Origin of the sequence: Pseudoalteromonas sp. KG3 (assembly GCF_030436385.1) — a bacterium.
Lineage (GTDB): Bacteria > Pseudomonadota > Gammaproteobacteria > Enterobacterales > Alteromonadaceae > Pseudoalteromonas > Pseudoalteromonas prydzensis.
This window is the reverse complement of sequence record NZ_CP098523.1, coordinates 1,119,732-1,137,485: the sequence shown is the minus strand read 5'-3', so window position 1 is coordinate 1,137,485 and position 17,754 is coordinate 1,119,732. Positions and strand designations below refer to the sequence as shown.

Here is a 17,754-nt window from a genome sequence, read left to right as displayed (position 1 = left end):
GTCAGCCGTCAGCCGTCAGGTTTCAGTTTAGTGATCTGTGATTTGACTGGGAAAGTAGGCACTCGGTTTTAATTAATTTGGATTGGCTGAAAATAAAATAGCTGGGAGTGATATCCTCAAACCCAGCTATTAACTCAAATCAGCTGATCGCTGACGGCTGAAAGCTCACAGCTTTATTCGTCTATCGATCTCAACAATGCATTAATCCCTACTTTCTCGCGGGTTTGCTGATCTACTTTTTTCACGATAATTGCAGCGTACAAACTGTGGCTACCGTCTTTTGATGGCAATGCACCAGGGACAACTACTGCGCCTGCTGGTACGCGGCCGTAGTGAGTTTCGCCAGTTTCACGGTCATAAATACGAGTACTTTGGCTGATGTAAACACCCATTGAAATAACTGCGCCTTCTTCAACGATCACGCCTTCTACGATTTCAGACCGTGCGCCAATAAAACAGTTATCTTCAATGATAGTAGGATTGGCTTGTAATGGCTCTAAAACACCGCCTATGCCAACACCACCTGATAAATGGACGTTCTTACCAATTTGTGCACATGAGCCTACAGTGGCCCAGGTATCAACCATAGTGCCATCATCAACGTATGCGCCAATGTTTACATAAGAAGGCATTAATACCACGTTTTTACCGACGAAGCTGCCTTTACGGGCAACCGCGTTTGGTACTACACGCATGCCGCCTTGTTGAAATTGCTCCGGCGTATAATCGCTAAATTTAAGCGGTACTTTGTCGTAAAATTGGTTTACGCCGTCGTTCATTGGTTGATTGTCACGAATACGAAACGACAGTAAAACCGCTTTTTTTAGCCACTGATGGACTACCCATTCACCACTGATTTTTTCTGCAACTCGCGCAGCACCACTATCAAGTAGCTCAAGTACATCGATAATTGCTTGCTTTACGTCGCTTGATACTGTGCTTGGGCTAATGCTATCGCGATTATCCCAGGCGTTTTCAATGATGTTTTTTAAATCTGACATAAGGTCCTCTTATTCGGTTTCTGCGTTGAGTTTTTTACGCAATGCTTGGTGAATTTTTGCTTGTTCTTCGTCGGTAAGCGCTTGGTATTCGTTATTTGAGACCACGAAGAAATCTTCTGCACGTTCACCCACTGTGGTGATCCGTGCGGCGTGTATATGTAATAAATGGGCTTGAAACACTTCGGCTATTTTGGTTAATAAACCAGGAATATCCACCGCTTGAATTTCGATTAAGCTGCGATCTTTACGCGGGTGCGGGCGCAGAATAATTTTTGGCTTAATATTAAAGTCTTTAAAGCGCTGTGAGCGATTCTTTTTAAAGCGAATTTTCTTTTTCGGATCGGCCAGGGCTTGATCAAGGCCCCGTTTGATTGATTGTGCTTGAGCACTGGCAATCGGATCGCCACTGACTTCAAGTACTACAAAACTAAACAGCACATAGCCGTCGCGAGTGGTGAGCACTTGGGCGTGTTGGATTTGTGCTTTTTTAGAGCCAATCACACTTACCAAACGGGCAAATAAACCACCGGAGTAGGGGCTGTAGACAAATATCTGCGTACCGCCGTGCATGGCGGTATTTGATACCGCAACACTGGGTTGGCTTAAATCGTCACAGTTTAGTAAGTGTTCAGTATGCCATGATAACTGTTGCTCACTAAAAGCAGTAAAGTAATTTGCTTTAAAGCGGCTCCAAATTAAATCAATCTGATTTTCATCATAGCCATTGTTGATGAGGCGTTGTTTGGCTTGATGCTTTTTATCGCGAATTTGATCGCGTTGATCCATTGGGTTTTCAAGGCCTAGCCGTAATGCGCGTTGAGTATGTAAATACAGCTCACGCAATAGGGTGTTTTTCCAATCATTCCACAAATTATCATTGGTAGCGCGAATATCTGCTACCGTTAAGCAATACAGGTAATCAAGTTGTCGCTCGGTTTTAACTCGGGTAGCAAAGTCTTTAATTACATCTGGGTCATTAATATCTTTTCGCTGTGCAGTTACAGACATAAGCAAATGATTACTAACCAGCCAAGCAATTAATTTGCCATCGGAAGTTGAAAAACGATGTAACTTGGCAAAGGCAATAGCGTCAACAGCACCAAGTTCGGAGTGATCGCCACCACGGCCTTTGGCTATATCGTGGAAAATACCCGCTAAGTACAGTAGCTCGGGTTTGTCCATGCGGGTGACAATTTCACAACAAATAGGAAACTCTGCGACGTTGTCTTTACCAAAATACTGGTAAATATTGTTGATCAACTTATGGGTGTGCTCATCCACGGTATAGGCGTGAAATAAGTCAAACTGCATTTGCCCAAAAATATTACGCCACTGCGGTAAATACGCTGCTAACATGCCGTGTTTGTGCATCAGTGTAAATGCGCGGCCCATGCCGTTAGGATGTTTTACTAGCCGCAGGAATGCTTCACGGCAGGCGGCATAATCTTGTAAATCACCTAACAGGCGTCGGCGTACTTGGCGAATGGTGCGAATCGTACTTGGGTAAATATGGGTGATTTCAGGGTTGTCGGCAATGTGTTCAAATAATACAAACAGTTGGTCACGGCGGAAAAACACTGACGGGTTTTTTACTCTAATCTGATGGCCAACGCGTTCGAAATTACGGTCAAGTTCAATCACGGCTTGCTCGTTACTTTCAGGCAAAATACTTTGCTCAAAGTACGACAATAGCATTTGATTGAGCTCACGCACGCGGCTCATGATCCTAAATAACCGTTTCATCATTCGTTCGACAGAGGCTTTACCATCGCTACCAAAACCGAGTAAATCGGCGGCCAGTGGTTGGTGATCAAACAGTAAACGGTTTTCCGAGCGTCCTGCTGCTAAATGCAGCGCAAAACGAATATTCCAGAGGTTTTCTAAACACTCTAATAGCTCTTGGTATTCTTCGTGTGTAAGGTACCCGTGACTTATCAATTCTTGTAAGGTTTCGGCTCTAAAATGCTTTTTAGCGACCCAAATAATGGTTTGCAAATCGCGCAGACCACCCGGGTTTTCTTTAATATTGGGTTCGAGATTATACGCCGTGCCATGGCATTTTTTATGGCGTAATTGTTGCTCGTTTACTTTTGCTAAAAAGAATTCATCGGACTGCCAAATTGGCGTGTCGAGGATATGGGCTTTGAGTTTTTCGTATTCGATATGATTACCAAACAGTAACCGGCTTTCGAGTAAGCTGGTGGCAAAGGTGACGTCTTCACGTTTTTGCTCAATCGCTTGCTCAATGGTTCGCACACTATGGCCTATCTCTAAATTGAGATCCCACAGCATAGTAACAAACTGGCCAATTTTTTCACAGATTGCTTCTGATGGTTGCTCAGTCACTAATAATAAAAAATCGATATCAGAATAAGGGTGCAGTTCGCCGCGGCCATATCCGCCTACAGCAATCAAGGCTAAATCAGGTTCATGCGCTAAATCATAAACATGAAACAGTTTGATCAGTAGGCGGTCAATAAACTCAGCCCGAGCATTAATCAAATTACCGACGGGTTGTTTTGAAAACTCGTTTTGTAACCATTTATAAAAATAACTAGAACAATCGCGATAATCGGTGAGTTGCTCAGCATCGCTGAGCAACTTCTTAACTTTATTTGGTAATGCCACGTGGGCTGGCTCCTTAGCATACTAGTTCACCTTAGATTGGGTGAATCAGTATTTAATGTTCAATGATCCTGTCTATCGTATCATCTGATCGCAGCGTTAAAATTTCAACACCATTTTCAGTTACTAATAAAGTGTGTTCCCACTGCGCTGACAAAGAACGATCTTTTGTAACTACAGTCCAGTCATCTTTTAATAGTTTACATTGACGTTTGCCTGCGTTAACCATAGGTTCAATCGTTAAACACATGCCTGCTTTTAATGTTTCACCAGTGCCAGCACGGCCGTAATGCATTACCTGCGGCTCTTCATGAAATTCACTGCCAATACCATGGCCGCAATATTCACGAACGATAGAGTAGTTAAAGCTTTCAGCGTATTTTTGAATTGCTTCGCCGATGTCTCCTAAACGCACACCAGGTTTTACCATTTTAATTGCTAAGTAAAGACTTTCTTGGGTTACTTCAGCAAGGCGCTTACCTTGGATGTTTGGCGTGCCAACATGAAACATTTTTGATGTGTCGCCGTGGTAGCCATCTTTGATCACGGTTATATCAATATTGACACTGTCGCCATCTTTTAATGCTTTGTCATTTGGAATACCGTGGCAAATTACATGATTTACTGAGGTACAAATTGATTTTGGAAAACCATGGTAGTTCAAAGGTGCAGGAACCGCTTTTTGCACATCAACAATATAATTATGGCAAATTGTATTTAGCTCATCAGTGGTCACACCAGGGACAACATGCGGTTCTATCATTTCCAGGACTTCTGCCGCTAAGCGCCCGGCAATACGCATTTTCTCTATTTCTTCAGGGGTCTTGATCACAGCGCTCATGGAGGCTCCATTATCGAGTTTCATTACATTTATCGTCGCACAATTTTTGCACGCAACGTTGAATATTTATTTTTAATATGGTATAAAGCGCGCCGTCTTTTTACAAATAAATTCTTAAATGATTTTTTGTATTTAAGGCAAACACAATTTTATTTTAACACACACACGTATCGTCACATACACTTGGGTGCATTTCAGTTTCATTTAACTGCGGTGTTGGTGCTATGGGGTATGTGGAGGCCTAACCCTAAACTAAACAGAGGAAATACAAAATGGCAAACGTTTCAATGCGCGATATGCTTCAAGCTGGTGTTCACTTCGGTCACCAAGCACGTTACTGGAACCCTAAGATGAAGCCTTTCATCTTCGGTGCACGTAACCGTGTACATATCATCAACCTTGAGCAAACAGTACCAATGTTCAACAACGCACTTAAGTTTTTAACTGGTGCAGCGTCTAACAAAGGTAAAGTTCTTTTCGTTGGTACTAAGCGTGCAGCAAGCGAAGCAGTTAAAGATGCAGCTATCGCAAGTGATCAGTATTACGTAAATCACCGTTGGTTAGGTGGTATGTTGACTAACTGGAAAACAGTTCGTCAATCAATCAAGCGTCTTAAAGACCTTGAAATCCAAAGCCAAGACGGTACTTTCGAGAAGTTAACTAAGAAAGAAACGTTAATGCTTAACCGCGAAATGGAAAAGCTTGAAAAGAGCCTTGGTGGTATCAAGAACATGGGTGGTCTTCCTGACGCACTTTTCGTTATCGATGCAGACCACGAACACATTGCTATCCGTGAAGCTAACAACCTAGGTATTCCAGTTGTTGCGATCGTTGATACTAACTCTAATCCAGACGGTGTTGATTTCATCGTACCTGGTAACGATGATGCGATCCGTGCTATCCAGCTTTACACTGGCGCAGTTGCAGCAGCAATCACTGAAGGTCGTGAGAGCAATATCGTTGCTCAAGCTGAGAAAGACGACTTCGTAGAAGCTGAGTAATTAGCTGTCATCAAGTCTTCACCTAAATTTAGGTGAAGACTTGCTATTCTTGTAGAGCGGGTAACCCGCTTATCTAAAACCTGTATTCAGATTTGAGGATTTACTAATGGCTGTAACTACTGCCCTAGTTAAAGAATTACGTGAGCGCACTGGCGCTGGCATGATGGATTGTAAAAAAGCGTTAACTGAGACTGATGGCGACATCGAGTTAGCGATTGAAAACATGCGTAAAAGTGGCGCTGCTAAAGCGGCTAAAAAAGCAGGTAACATTGCTGCTGAAGGTACTATCATCATCAAGCAAAACGCGGGTGTTGCAGTACTAGTAGAAGTTAACTGTCAAACTGACTTCGTAGCGAAAGATGCAAGCTTCTTAGCATTTGCTAACAAAGTTGCTGACGCTGCTATCGCTGAAACGATTGCTATCGAAGACTTACAAGCTAAGTTCGAAGATGATCGTGTTGAGCTAGTAACTAAAATTGGCGAAAACATCAATGTACGTCGTCTACAGTACATCGCTGGCGAAACGCTAGTTGAGTACCGTCACGGTGAGCGTATTGGTGTTGTTGTTGCGGGTGTTGCTGATGAAGAAACACTTAAGCACATCGCAATGCACGTTGCTGCTTCAAACCCAGAATACCTAACACCTGCTGATGTACCTGCTGATGTTGTTGAAAAAGAAAAGCAAGTACAAATCGATATCGCGATGAATGAAGGCAAGCCTGCTGAAATCGCTGAGAAAATGGTTGTTGGTCGTATGAAGAAATTTACTGGTGAGGTTTCTCTTACTGGTCAAGCTTTCATCATGGAACCTAAAAAATCTGTTGGCGAAATTCTTAAAGAGAAAAACGCAACAGTTACTGGCTTCGTACGTGTAGAAGTTGGTGAAGGTATCGAGAAGAAAACTGAAGATTTTGCTGCTGAAGTAGCTGCGCAGATTGCTGCCGCTAAAGGTCAATAAAATCGATTTCCTTTGACGAAAAAGTGAGTTAGATGAAATTAATCTGTTATTTGCTTTTGCGTCATCGCTGAAAATTCTTTAAAATAACCGCGCTCTTTATGTGAAAATCATAAGCGCGGTTATTTTTTATCCTTTTTTTATAAAGTTGGCCCAATTATATGACTATCAATCGTAAACCTATTTTTAGACGCGTTCTTCTCAAATTAAGCGGTGAAGCACTAATGGGAGACGAAGGCTTCGGCATCGATCCAAAAGTACTAGACCGTATGGCGCAAGAAATTAAAGAGCTTGTAGAACTCGACGTAGAAGTGGGTTTAGTTATCGGTGGCGGTAACTTCTTACGTGGCGGCTCATTAGCCGAAGCGGGCATGAATCGCGTAGTGGGCGATCACATGGGCATGCTAGCAACGGTAATGAACGGCCTTGCAATGCGTGATGCACTGCATCGTGCATTTGTAAATTGCCGTTTGATGTCGGCTATCCCACTAAACGGTGTGTGTGATGCTTACAACTGGGCTGAAGCAATTAGTTTACTAAAAACTGGCCGTGTGGTTATTTTTGCAGCGGGCACTGGTAACCCATTCTTTACAACCGATTCAGCAGCGTGTTTACGTGGTATTGAAATTGAAGCAGACACAGTGATCAAAGCAACAAAAGTTGATGGTGTTTATAGTGATGATCCGGTGAAAAACCCAGACGCAACACTTTATCGTCACTTGAGCTACAATGAAATCATTGAAAAAGAATTAAAAGTAATGGATCTTGCGGCATTCACATTGGCGCGCGATCATAATATGCCATTGAGCGTATTTAACATGAATAAATCAGGCGCGTTAAAGCGTGTAATTATGGGCGAAGAAGAAGGCACGCTTATTTCTTCACAAGCCTCAGATGAAGTTATTAACTAGATTAGGATTGAACCGTGATAAACGATATTCAAAAAGATGCTGCAGAACGTATGCAGAAAAGTGTAACGGCACTTAGCAGTCAATTATCTAAAATCCGTACTGGCCGTGCTCATCCGGCAATCTTGGATGGCATTATGGTGCCATACTACGGCGCACCAACGCCATTAAACCAAGTTGCTAATGTAACAATTGAAGATTCACGTACTCTAGCATTAAGTGTATTTGATAAGTCGCTTGCACAAGCAGTTGAAAAAGCGATCATGGCTTCTGACTTAGGTTTAAACCCAATGTCAGCAGGTTCGGTGATCCGCGTACCACTTCCTCCGCTAACAGAGGAACGCCGTAAAAATTTAATTAAAATCGTTCGTGGCGAAGTTGAAAGCGGTCGTGTTGCAATCCGTAATATTCGTCGTGATGCCAATGGCGATGTGAAAAGCTTATTGAAAGATAAAGAGATTTCTGAAGATGAAGCGCGTCAATCTGATGATGAAATTCAGAAGCTTACCGATAAGTTCATTAAAGAGATGGATACGCAACTAGCGGCGAAAGAAGCCGAGTTGATGGAAATCTAAGCAGCTAAATAAGCTGAACTAGGGTTTAGAAATTTATTAGTTTTGAAACGCCGTCTGGGGTATACTAGGCGGCGTTTTTTTATGGAATACTCGATATTTATGGTTCTTAACGCTGATAAAATTTCCCAGCAATGTTTACCCAAGCATGTCGCTATAATCATGGATGGCAATGGTCGTTGGGCACAAGCCAAAAATAGGCCGCGCGTATACGGTCATAAAAAAGGCGTGGATGCAGTTCGTCATTCTGTACAGTTTTGTACTAAATTGAAGATTGAGTCATTGACTCTGTTTGCGTTTAGTAGTGAAAATTGGCATCGCCCAGAAGATGAAGTAAGTACCTTGATGGAATTGTTTTTGTATGTATTAAGCAAGGAAGTAAAAAAGCTCCACAAAAACAATGTAAAATTAACCATCATTGGTGACTTATCTCGTTTTTCAGAAGCGTTGCGCAGCAAGGTTGATGCCGCGCATCAATTAACGGCTAATAACACCGGCTTGCAACTCAATGTGGCTGCTAATTATGGTGGTCGCTGGGATATGACTAATGCTGCTAAGCAAATAGCTAAACAAGTTGCTGCAGGGGCGTTAAACCCTGATGATATTACCGAGCAAGATATAGCTGCACATATGAGCATGCATGATCAAGCTGAACCTGACTTGCTGATACGCACAGGCGGCGATTTACGTATAAGCAACTTCTTATTATGGCAAGCTGCTTATGCTGAACTTTATTTTACCGATACGCTTTGGCCTGACTTCAATGAAGCAGCTTTTGCTGACGCTATCGCTTGTTACGTTGCCAGAGAGCGACGATTTGGTTGTACTGGCGAACAAATAAAGCAATTACTCGCCGAAACCTAATTAAAAGGGTAACACTTTGCTAAAACAACGAATTTTAACCTCTTTAGTGCTAGCACCTTTGGCATTGGTATTGGTTTTTTATACTCCACTTACACTGTTTAGTTATATTGCCGGCGCAATTGTTTTATTGGGCGCGTGGGAATGGTCCGCATTTATGGGCCTGTGCGATAAAGTGAAACGTTGTTCGTTTGTGGTATTTATTGGATTATTACTGGTACTGCTTAATTGGCACTGGCCAATTGATGAGTTATGGACTGATGGGCAGTTAGTCGGCGATGCAAATTATATCTTCACACTGTCATTTTCTTGGTGGCTTGTAGCCACTTATCTAGTGTGGCGTTATCCAGCGATGGCGAAAGCATGGAATGAAGGCATAGTCATGCGCGCTATTGCGGGGATCCTAACCTTAGTGCCTTTATGGCTTGCGCTAAATACATTGCGCAGTGCTAACTATGAGCAATCAACTCATTTTGGTTCAATGCTGATACTGGTCGTTTTAGGGATTGTTTGGAGTGCTGACATTGGCGCGTACTTTACCGGTAAAAACTTTGGCAAACATAAATTAATGCCGAAAGTAAGCCCAAATAAAACCATTGAAGGTCTTGCAGGCGGCGTTGTAGCGGCCGTTATTTTTGTACTCGCATTTTGTCATTTCACCGATGTTGATATGTCTGTATGGCCAATTTACGCCATAATGACCATGTTTATCGCTTTATTTTCTGCCATTGGTGACCTACTTGAGAGTATGTTTAAACGTGAGGCTGGCTTAAAAGACAGTGGCTCATGTTTACCAGGCCATGGTGGCATTTTAGACCGTCTTGATAGCTTAACTGCTGCGGCGCCCATTTTTGTTTTGTGTTATGCGTGGACACTTAGTCTATGAGTTGTAAACAGCAATTGGTGATCTTAGGTGCTACCGGCTCAATAGGTTTAAGCACTTTAGATGTGGTAGCGCGCAATCAACAACAGTTTGCAGTATTTGCGCTTGCAGCGGGAAGTAATAGCGAATTAATGGCGCAATTATGTATTAGCCATCAACCACGCTATGCTGTGATGGCCGATGATCACGCTGCCAGCCAATTAAGCCAATTGCTATCAGGCAGCGGCTGTAAAACAGTGGTACGCAGTGGCGTTGCTGCGATGAGTGAATTAGCTGCACACCCAGACGTTGATGCGGTGATGTCTGCGATTGTTGGGGCGGCAGGGCTAATACCCACACTAAGTGCAGTAGCAGCCGGGAAAAAAGTATTACTGGCCAATAAAGAATCTCTGGTCATGTCAGGGCAGTTGTTTATCGATAAAGTTAAACAACATAAAGCCACTTTATTGCCCATTGATAGCGAACATAATGCTATATTTCAGTGTCTACCAACTGCACTGCAAGGCTCCAAAGGCGATGCAAAGCTGCATGAACACGGCGTCAGTAAAATTTTACTTACCGGCTCTGGCGGGCCATTTTTAACTCGTGATATCGAGACCTTAAAAGATGTGACTGTGGCACAAGCCGTGGCGCATCCTAATTGGTCAATGGGGCAAAAAATTTCGGTTGATTCGGCCACTATGATGAATAAAGGCTTAGAGTTTATTGAAGCCAAATGGCTATTTAACTGCGCTGCTAAAGATATTGAAGTGGTGATCCACCCGCAAAGCATTATTCACTCAATGGTACAGTACCAAGATGGCTCGGTATTAGCGCAAATGGGCAACCCTGATATGCGTACTCCGATCGCCCACGCTTTGGCTTACCCTGCTCGGATTGATGGCGGAGTAACACCGCTTGATTTTTCAGCCCTTGCTGATTTTACCTTTACCAAACCTGATTTTGCTCGTTACCCTAATCTGCAACTGGCTATCGCAGCTTGCGAAGCTGGGCAGGGGGCAACTACCACCGTCAATGCGGCAAATGAAGTTGCTGTAAATGCATTTTTACAAGGGCAAATCGGCTTTACCGATATTTACCACATTAATGCACAAACTCTTGACAATACAATCGATGTCAACGTACACACACTGGATGAAATCCTTGAGTGTGATCGTTTAGCTCGACTTCAAGCAACACAACTTATTGCAAAGGTGAATCGCTAATATGTTCGATTTTCTGTGGAATTTAGGCTCTTTTATTTTAGCACTGGGTATTTTGGTTACAGTACATGAATACGGGCATTTTTGGGTTGCCCGTAAAGCGGGTGTCAAAGTGTTACGGTTCTCAATTGGTTTTGGTAAGCCACTGATAAAATGGCATGATAAGTACGACACTGAATACGTTATTGCTGCAATCCCACTGGGTGGCTATGTAAAAATGCTTGATGAGCGCGTTGATGACGTACCAGCTGAGCAACGCCATTTATCATTTAACGCTAAATCAGTACAAGCGCGGATCGCGATTGTTGCCGCAGGGCCTATGGCAAATTTCATCTTTGCTATTTTTGCTTTAGCTGTGATGTACATGGTGGGTGTGCAATCAGTTAAACCGGTTGTTGGTACGATCACAGAAGGTAGCCGAGCAGAGCAAGCTGGCCTTATGCCAAGTCAACATATTGTCAAAATTGGCGACGATAATATTGCTACTTGGCAAGATGCTACGTTTGCACTAATGGCGAGTTTAGGTGAAAAAAGCGTAGCTGTTACGGTGCGCGATGAGCAATTTCAAGAACAGGTGAAAACACTCGATATCGATGGTTGGAAGTTGGATCAGCAAGATGTACCGCCATTGGCTTCATTGGGTATTGTCCCGTTTCGCCCGCAAGCGACTTTGACAGTTGCAACTATTTCAGCTAATTCTGCCGCTGCCGCAGCTAATTTACAGGCGGGGGATGAAATTATCGCAGTAAATGGCGAAACAATGACCGATTGGACTCAATTAGTTAATGTTATTCAGCAATCCGCTAACAAATCATTACAATTTAGTGTAAAAAGGCAAGATACTATAGAACGTATAAACGTCACGCCACAAGGGCAGCGTAATAACGACGGTCAGTTACAAGGCTTTTTAGGTGTCGCGCCTGTGGTTGAAAAGTGGCCAGATGGTTACATTGAAACTAGACATTATGGCCCACTCGATAGTATGGTGCTGGGCGTAAGTGAAACATGGCGCTTGATCAGTCTAAGTTTTGATATGATTGGCAACTTAATTACTGGTCAAGTATCAGTGAAAAATTTAAGTGGTCCGGTTGGTATAGCTGTCGGTGCGGGAACGAGCGTAAGCTATGGCTTAGTGGCATTTTTAAGCTTCTTAGCATTGATCAGTGTAAACTTAGGCGTATTTAATTTATTGCCGTTACCAGTACTTGATGGTGGGCACTTAATGTATTACATAATTGAACTTTTTCGTAGAAAGCCGGTCTCTGAAAAGACACAAGAATTTGGTTTTAAAGTGGGTGCCTTGTTACTCATTTTTCTTACATGTTTCGCTTTGTTCAATGATGTATCGCGATTATAAGTAATTGCGACAGTCTCGAATTAAAAACACGATTGTAAAACACCGTTAAAGTATAGTTTTAAGGTGTTGAGCGGTAATACCGTTGTAAAGGATAAAGATAATAAAATGGCTATAAAAAAACATTTGGCAGTAACAAGTTTATTAGGCGCTAGCTTTGCAGCCCTAGGCCAAAACTCCTTTATTGTTGACGATTTAAAAGTTGAAGGCTTACAGCGCGTAGCGTTGGGAGCGGCATTAACACATATCCCGATTAATGTGGGTGACAGTGTTGATGACTACACAATTTCAAAAACGATTAAGTCTTTGTATAACTCAGGCCACTTTGACAACATCAAGGCGCTACGTGATGGCAACAATGTTATTTTCAGAGTAACAGAGCGTCCAACAATCAGTATTATTGAGTTTGAAGGCAATAAAGACATCAAAGATGAGCAGCTAACTCAGTCGCTTGATCAACAAGATATTCGCCAAGGTGAACCACTTGATAAAACAGTGGTTGATAACATTGAGAAAGGCTTAATTGAGTTTTTCCACAGTATTGGTAAATATAACGCTAAGATTGATGTCAGCATCACTAAATTGCCGCGTAACCGCGTTAAGCTCAAGCTTGAGTTTGATGAAGGTGACGCTGCATCAATTCGCCAAATAAACTTAGTTGGTAATGAATTGTTCAGCAACGAAGATTTACTTGCGCTTGCCGAATCACAACAAGATTTACCGTGGTGGCAGTTTATGGGCAGCGATCGCTACCAGAAACAAACCATTGAAGGCGATCTTGAAAAAATCCGTAGTTTCTATTTAGACCGTGGTTATTTACGTTTTAATATCGATTCAACACAAGTATCAGTGAGCCCAGAGCGTGAATCGGTTTATGTTACCGCGAATATCACCGAAGGCGTTAAATACAAAGTTAAAGGTTTTGACTTCATTGGTGATTTACTGGGCCGTGAAGAATTAATCAAAAGTGTTATTCCACTGCGTGCCGGTGAGCTTTACAATGGCTCAGTGGTGACTTCGTCAGAAGAGTTTATCAAAAGCTATTTAGCACGTTTTGGTTATGCCAACGCAGAAGTGCGTACTATTCCTGAAATAGACGACGAAAATAAAGAAGTTCAGTTAACCCTATCAGTGAATCCGGGGCAGCGCGTTTATGTTCGTCGTATCATTGTCGGTGGTAACCAAAATACCGCGGATGAAGTACTACGTCGTGAAATGACCCAGTTGGAAGGTGCGTGGCTTTCAAACCAAAACCTAGAGCGTTCTAAATTGCAAATTCAGCGTTTACCTTATATGGAAAGCGTTGAATTTAATGTGGTGCCAGTCCCAGGTGTTGATGACCAAGTAGACGTCGACTTTACCGTAAAAGAGCAATCAGCTGGTAGTTTTAATGCCGGTCTTGCTTATGGTTCTTACCTAGGCTTGCAATTTAATATTGGTGTGACTGAGTCTAACTTCTTAGGTACTGGTAACCAGATTGGTTTTAACATCAATACGTCACGTGGTTCTGAGCGAGTGAGCTTATCGTATACTGACCCTTACTTTACCCCTGATGGTGTATCGCAGGGCAGTAGCATCTTTTACAGTAACTACGATGCAAGTAAATTCAGCCTTATCGATTATAAATCGAAGAGCTATGGTATTGGTACTAACATCGGCTTCCCAATTGATGCGGTAAACCGTATTAACTTTGGTGTGCGTTGGATACAAGAAGAGTTGTCTGAAATTGCAGAATACGAGCAAACGCGTGTAATGCGTGAGACCTTCTTAGATCCGAATAACCCAGATGCTGGCTTTGACTTTACTAAGTACGAGCTGAGTGTAGGTTGGTCTCGAGTGACTGTAAACCGTGGTTTATTCCCAACGGCAGGTTCTCGCCAAACACTTAATTTAACCGGTACAACGCCTAATTCAGATTTAACTTATTTCAAACTAAATTATGACTCACGTTTTTACTGGCCGATCAGCGATAACCATCGTTGGGTGTTCTCAACACGTGCCGCACTTGGCTATGGTAATGGTTATGGTACAACCAATGGTTATGACCAAACTCTGCCATTCCAAGAATATTTCCGTATAACGGAAATGGAACTACGTGGTTTTGACCGTAATACCATATTGCCGCGTGCTATTTCTCGTACGCCACAATTAATTCCTGGTACCCCATTGCCAGATGGTACCTTGACTGGCAGTATAGGCGGCGCGCCTGAGTTTGATGTACTAACACCACAAGGGCGTATTGGTGGTAATGCTAAGGCTGTTGCGGGTATGGAATTAATCGTACCAACACCATTCTTAGATGAAGATAACACCAGCTCTGTACGTACTAGCTTCTTTGTTGATGCTGCAAACGTATGGGACACCGAATTTAACGTTGACCGTTATCAAAATTTAGGGCCGGATGAACGCGCTAAGCTTGAGGATTATTCAGATCCGATGCGCTTTAGGGTTTCAACCGGTTTATCATTGCAGTGGATCTCACCTATGGGTCCTATGCTGATCAGTTTTGCGTATCCATTGCAACAAGAAGAAGATGACGATACGAAGACCATCAGCTTTAACATTAGTAATACATTCTAAAGGAGTTTTTTGTGAAAAAATCATTTAAATCATCGGCAATCGCCATTTTAGCAACACTTATGATGGGTACTTCTGTAAGTGCTTTTGCACATAAAGTTGGTATTGTAGATATGCAAGAAATCTACAAACAAATTCCACAAATGGCAAAGGTTGAGCAAACGTTACAAGCTGAGTTTGCAGAGCGTCGCCAAGAGCTAGAAAAACTACAAGGCGATATTCGCTTTGAAGCAGAAAAGTTTAAACGTGAAGCTACAACTATGAGCCAAGCGCAAAAAGATGCGTTACGTGAAAAAGTAGAAGGCATGCAAAAAAATCTTGCTGAAAAAGGTCGTCCTTTAGAGCAAGAAATTAAAGTACGTCAAAACCAAGAGCTTGCTAAAGTACAAGGTATTATCATCAAAGCAATCGAAGATATTGCTAAAGATGGTAAATACGATGAAGTTAAAGTTAAAGATACGACTATCTACTTTAACCCGAAAACAGTTGTTGATTTATCAAGCAAAGTTGTTGATAAAGTAAGTAAGCAATAGAACTGATATATGCATAATTATACGCTTTCGCAGATTGCGGAACTTCTAAGCGCCGAACTTGATGGTGATGGCGCTATAGAAATCTCAAAAATAGCTACACTTGCAAATGCCCGCTCTGGGCATATTGCATTTTTAGCGAATAAGAAATATCGCTCACAATTAGCAGATACTCAGGCCAGTGCCGTGATCTTATCAGCCGCTGATGCACCATATTACCAAGGTAATAAGCTGATTGTTGCAAACCCCTATGTTTGTTACGCAAAATTAGCGCAGTTACTGGATACTACACCACGCTCGGCATTAGCCGGGGTTCACCCAAGTGCAGTTATTCACCCGCAAGCTACGGTAGCCAATACTGCTGCGATTGCTGCGAATGCTGTAATTGAAGCCGGTGCTGTGATTGGCGATAACGTGCAAATTGGTGCAAATTGCTTTATTGGTGAAAACACTAAAATTGGCAGTGGCACAAAATTATGGGCAAATGTCAGTATTTATCACGACATAGAGATTGGCAGTGATTGTTTATTCCAATCATCAGCAATCATTGGCAGTGACGGTTTTGGTTATGCTAACGACAAAGGGCAATGGATAAAAATCCCTCAGCTCGGTCGTGTTATTATTGGTGATAAAGTAGAGATTGGAGCCGGTACTGCGGTTGACCGTGGTGCGCTTGACGACACTATTATTCATAGTAACGTGATTATCGATAATCAATGTCAAATAGCTCACAATGTAGAAATTGGTTCAGGCACAGCAATTGCCGGGTGTACCGTGATAGCTGGTAGTACCACTATTGGTAAAAACTGCCAAATTGCAGGGCTTGTCGGCATAAATGGTCACATAGATATCTGTGATGGTGTTATACTTACGGGTATGAGCATGGTAACTAAAGCGATTTCAGAACCGGGTGTTTACTCTTCTGGGTTGCCACATTCTTCCAATAAAGAGTGGCGTCGTAACATTGCTCATTTACGTAATTTGCCAGAGATGAAAGTCCGCCTTAAAGCGCTAGAGACTCTGACTAAGTCATTAAACGTTGATAATTGATAAGGATGCTATTTTGGCAAACGAATTAAATAGCCTAGATATACAAGAAATTTTAAGTTTACTTCCGCATCGTTACCCGATGCTACTGGTTGACCGTGTACTTGATTACACCCCAGGTGAATCATTGCATGCGATTAAGAACGTAACTTTTAACGAACCTATCTTTACTGGCCACTTTCCAAACCAGCCTATTTTTCCAGGTGTATTAATTTTAGAAGCCATGGCGCAGGCAACCGGTTTATTAGGTTTTAAAACAGTCGAAAATCGCAGTGAAAATGAGCTATATTTATTTGCAGCGATAGATAATGCGCGTTTTAAACAACCAGTTACTCCTGGCGATACTATGCATTTACATGTACAGTTTTTAAAAGAGCGCCGTAATATCTGGAAGTTTGCTGCTGAAGCAAAAGTCGACGGCAAAGTAGTATGTAGTGCCGAAATTATGTGTGCGAGAAGAGAGCTTTAATTGTGATCCATCCTACAGCTATAATCGAACCAGGTGCAAAGTTAGGCGATAATGTCTCAGTTGGGCCGTATAGCTACATTGGCAACGATGTAGTGATTGGCGATAACTGCATTATTGAATCTCATGTGGTGGTCAAAGGACCATCAACAATTGGTTCTGGCAATCATATATTTCAATTTGCGTCTGTAGGCGAAGCGTGCCAAGACAAAAAATACAATAATGAGCCAACAACACTAATCATTGGTGATAACAATGTCATTCGTGAATGTGCCACTATTCATCGTGGTACTATTCAAGATCAAGGTGTTACTAAGATTGGTAGCAACAACTTGTTTATGGCATACACTCACGTAGCGCATGATGCGGTGATTGGCGATAACGTTATTTTTGCTAATAATGCATCTGTTGCAGGGCATGTACATATTGGCGATTGGGTTATTCTTGCAGGAAACTCAGGTATTCATCAATTTTGTAAAGTGGGGGCACATGCTTTTGTTGGTATGTATTCTGGCGTCAACAAAGATGTACCACCATTTGTAACAACCATTGGTACGCCTGCGGGCCCAGTTGCAATCAACACCGAAGGTATGAAGCGCCGTGGTTTTGAAAGCGATGAAGTGATGGCAACGCGCCGTGCTTACAAAACACTTTACCGTAAGAGCTTAGGTGTAGAAGACGCACTTGCGACCTTGAGTGAAGATGCTGCTAAGTACCCAGCGGTACAAATGATGATTGATTTCGTTAAAAATTCTGAGCGCGGTATTATTCGTTAATAATGTGCTCTATTAAAAAAGCCACCGATTATGAACAATAATCGGTGGCTTTTTTGTTTTGTAGCAGTTAATTCAGTTAAAGCTCATACCAATCGTGTTAAGTTATTAGTCATTTATTTAGCCCGCTAGAATGGTTAAATATTTAAGTCGATTGG

The 17,754-nt window shown here is 42.3% G+C and carries 16 protein-coding genes; 13 read left to right on the top strand and 3 right to left on the bottom strand.

Translation table 11 applies throughout. The features are described 5' to 3' along the window. Nucleotides 1-173: 173 nt before the first annotated feature. From dapD to map, 3 genes are read right to left on the bottom strand one after another with little or no spacing between them, the layout of a single operon-like run. Nucleotides 174-1,001: a 2,3,4,5-tetrahydropyridine-2,6-dicarboxylate N-succinyltransferase gene (gene dapD / locus NDQ71_RS05445; RefSeq protein WP_192542240.1), complete on the bottom strand. Its 828-nt coding sequence runs from the start codon at nucleotides 999-1,001 to the stop codon at nucleotides 174-176. A 9-nt stretch (nucleotides 1,002-1,010) separates the two neighbouring features. Beyond that, nucleotides 1,011-3,629 carry a [protein-PII] uridylyltransferase gene (glnD, locus tag NDQ71_RS05440; RefSeq protein ID WP_192542241.1) on the bottom strand — a complete coding sequence of 873 codons (2,619 nt, stop codon included), beginning with the start codon at nucleotides 3,627-3,629 and terminating at the stop codon, nucleotides 1,011-1,013. Between the two features lie 52 nt (nucleotides 3,630-3,681). After that, entirely contained in the window at nucleotides 3,682-4,467 is a 786-nt protein-coding gene (gene map, locus NDQ71_RS05435; RefSeq protein WP_192542242.1) for a type I methionyl aminopeptidase, read from the bottom strand. 272 nt (nucleotides 4,468-4,739) lie between these two features. On the opposite strand from map, the gene rpsB reads away from it, so the two are divergent. The 13 genes from rpsB to lpxA all read left to right on the top strand — a co-directional run bounded on the left by rpsB (nucleotide 4,740) and on the right by lpxA (nucleotide 17,599). Beyond that, a complete protein-coding gene (gene rpsB, locus NDQ71_RS05430) occupies nucleotides 4,740-5,468 on the top strand; it encodes a 30S ribosomal protein S2 (protein WP_064667599.1) in 729 nt (242 codons plus the stop codon). Nucleotides 5,469-5,574: 106 nt separating this feature from the next. Then, complete coding sequence (gene tsf, locus NDQ71_RS05425) at nucleotides 5,575-6,426, top strand: translation elongation factor Ts (protein ID WP_016707642.1); 852 nt, start codon at nucleotides 5,575-5,577, stop codon at nucleotides 6,424-6,426. 158 nt (nucleotides 6,427-6,584) lie between these two features. Next, nucleotides 6,585-7,334 carry a UMP kinase gene (pyrH, locus tag NDQ71_RS05420; protein WP_064667598.1) on the top strand — a complete coding sequence of 250 codons (750 nt, stop codon included), beginning with the start codon at nucleotides 6,585-6,587 and terminating at the stop codon, nucleotides 7,332-7,334. Nucleotides 7,335-7,348: 14 nt separating this feature from the next. After that, nucleotides 7,349-7,906, top strand: a complete 558-nt coding sequence (gene frr, locus NDQ71_RS05415; RefSeq protein WP_064667597.1) for a ribosome recycling factor — start codon at nucleotides 7,349-7,351, stop codon at nucleotides 7,904-7,906. Between the two features lie 81 nt (nucleotides 7,907-7,987). Beyond that, entirely contained in the window at nucleotides 7,988-8,767 is a 780-nt protein-coding gene (locus NDQ71_RS05410; RefSeq protein ID WP_192542243.1) for an isoprenyl transferase, read from the top strand. Between the two features lie 16 nt (nucleotides 8,768-8,783). Beyond that, nucleotides 8,784-9,650, top strand: coding sequence for a phosphatidate cytidylyltransferase (locus NDQ71_RS05405; RefSeq protein WP_192542244.1), 867 nt, complete (start codon nucleotides 8,784-8,786; stop codon nucleotides 9,648-9,650). Beyond that, nucleotides 9,647-10,852, top strand: a complete 1,206-nt coding sequence (ispC, locus tag NDQ71_RS05400) for a 1-deoxy-D-xylulose-5-phosphate reductoisomerase (RefSeq protein WP_301562383.1) — start codon at nucleotides 9,647-9,649, stop codon at nucleotides 10,850-10,852. Before NDQ71_RS05405 ends, ispC begins: the two co-directional genes overlap by 4 nt. A gap of 1 nt (nucleotide 10,853) precedes the next feature. Next, nucleotides 10,854-12,206, top strand: coding sequence for a sigma E protease regulator RseP (gene rseP / locus NDQ71_RS05395; protein ID WP_192542246.1), 1,353 nt, complete (start codon nucleotides 10,854-10,856; stop codon nucleotides 12,204-12,206). Nucleotides 12,207-12,311: 105 nt separating this feature from the next. Beyond that, nucleotides 12,312-14,783 carry an outer membrane protein assembly factor BamA gene (bamA, locus tag NDQ71_RS05390; protein WP_064667592.1) on the top strand — a complete coding sequence of 824 codons (2,472 nt, stop codon included), beginning with the start codon at nucleotides 12,312-12,314 and terminating at the stop codon, nucleotides 14,781-14,783. A gap of 11 nt (nucleotides 14,784-14,794) precedes the next feature. Beyond that, nucleotides 14,795-15,313 (top strand): OmpH family outer membrane protein, encoded by a 519-nt coding sequence (locus tag NDQ71_RS05385; RefSeq protein WP_064667591.1) that lies wholly within the window; start codon nucleotides 14,795-14,797, stop codon nucleotides 15,311-15,313. Between the two features lie 9 nt (nucleotides 15,314-15,322). Beyond that, nucleotides 15,323-16,360, top strand: coding sequence for a UDP-3-O-(3-hydroxymyristoyl)glucosamine N-acyltransferase (gene lpxD / locus NDQ71_RS05380; RefSeq protein ID WP_064667590.1), 1,038 nt, complete (start codon nucleotides 15,323-15,325; stop codon nucleotides 16,358-16,360). A gap of 13 nt (nucleotides 16,361-16,373) precedes the next feature. Beyond that, nucleotides 16,374-16,826 (top strand): 3-hydroxyacyl-ACP dehydratase FabZ, encoded by a 453-nt coding sequence (fabZ, locus tag NDQ71_RS05375; protein ID WP_016707632.1) that lies wholly within the window; start codon nucleotides 16,374-16,376, stop codon nucleotides 16,824-16,826. A 2-nt stretch (nucleotides 16,827-16,828) separates the two neighbouring features. Continuing rightward, a complete protein-coding gene (gene lpxA / locus NDQ71_RS05370; protein ID WP_064667589.1) occupies nucleotides 16,829-17,599 on the top strand; it encodes an acyl-ACP--UDP-N-acetylglucosamine O-acyltransferase in 771 nt (256 codons plus the stop codon). Nucleotides 17,600-17,754: the final 155 nt, after the last annotated feature.

Excerpts from the sequence above, each read along its gene's own strand:
- dapD (WP_192542240.1), bottom strand. The coding sequence starts at position 1,001 with ATGTCAGATTTAAAAAACATCATTGAAAACGCCTGGGATAATCGCGAT.
- map (WP_192542242.1), bottom strand. The coding sequence starts at position 4,467 with ATGAGCGCTGTGATCAAGACCCCTGAAGAAATAGAGAAAATGCGTATT.
- rpsB (WP_064667599.1), top strand. The coding sequence starts at position 4,740 with ATGGCAAACGTTTCAATGCGCGATATGCTTCAAGCTGGTGTTCACTTC.
- tsf (WP_016707642.1), top strand. The coding sequence starts at position 5,575 with ATGGCTGTAACTACTGCCCTAGTTAAAGAATTACGTGAGCGCACTGGC.
- pyrH (WP_064667598.1), top strand. The coding sequence starts at position 6,585 with ATGACTATCAATCGTAAACCTATTTTTAGACGCGTTCTTCTCAAATTA.
- NDQ71_RS05410 (WP_192542243.1), top strand. The coding sequence starts at position 7,988 with ATGGAATACTCGATATTTATGGTTCTTAACGCTGATAAAATTTCCCAG.
- ispC (WP_301562383.1), top strand. The coding sequence starts at position 9,647 with ATGAGTTGTAAACAGCAATTGGTGATCTTAGGTGCTACCGGCTCAATA.
- rseP (WP_192542246.1), top strand. The coding sequence starts at position 10,854 with ATGTTCGATTTTCTGTGGAATTTAGGCTCTTTTATTTTAGCACTGGGT.
- bamA (WP_064667592.1), top strand. The coding sequence starts at position 12,312 with ATGGCTATAAAAAAACATTTGGCAGTAACAAGTTTATTAGGCGCTAGC.
- lpxD (WP_064667590.1), top strand. The coding sequence starts at position 15,323 with ATGCATAATTATACGCTTTCGCAGATTGCGGAACTTCTAAGCGCCGAA.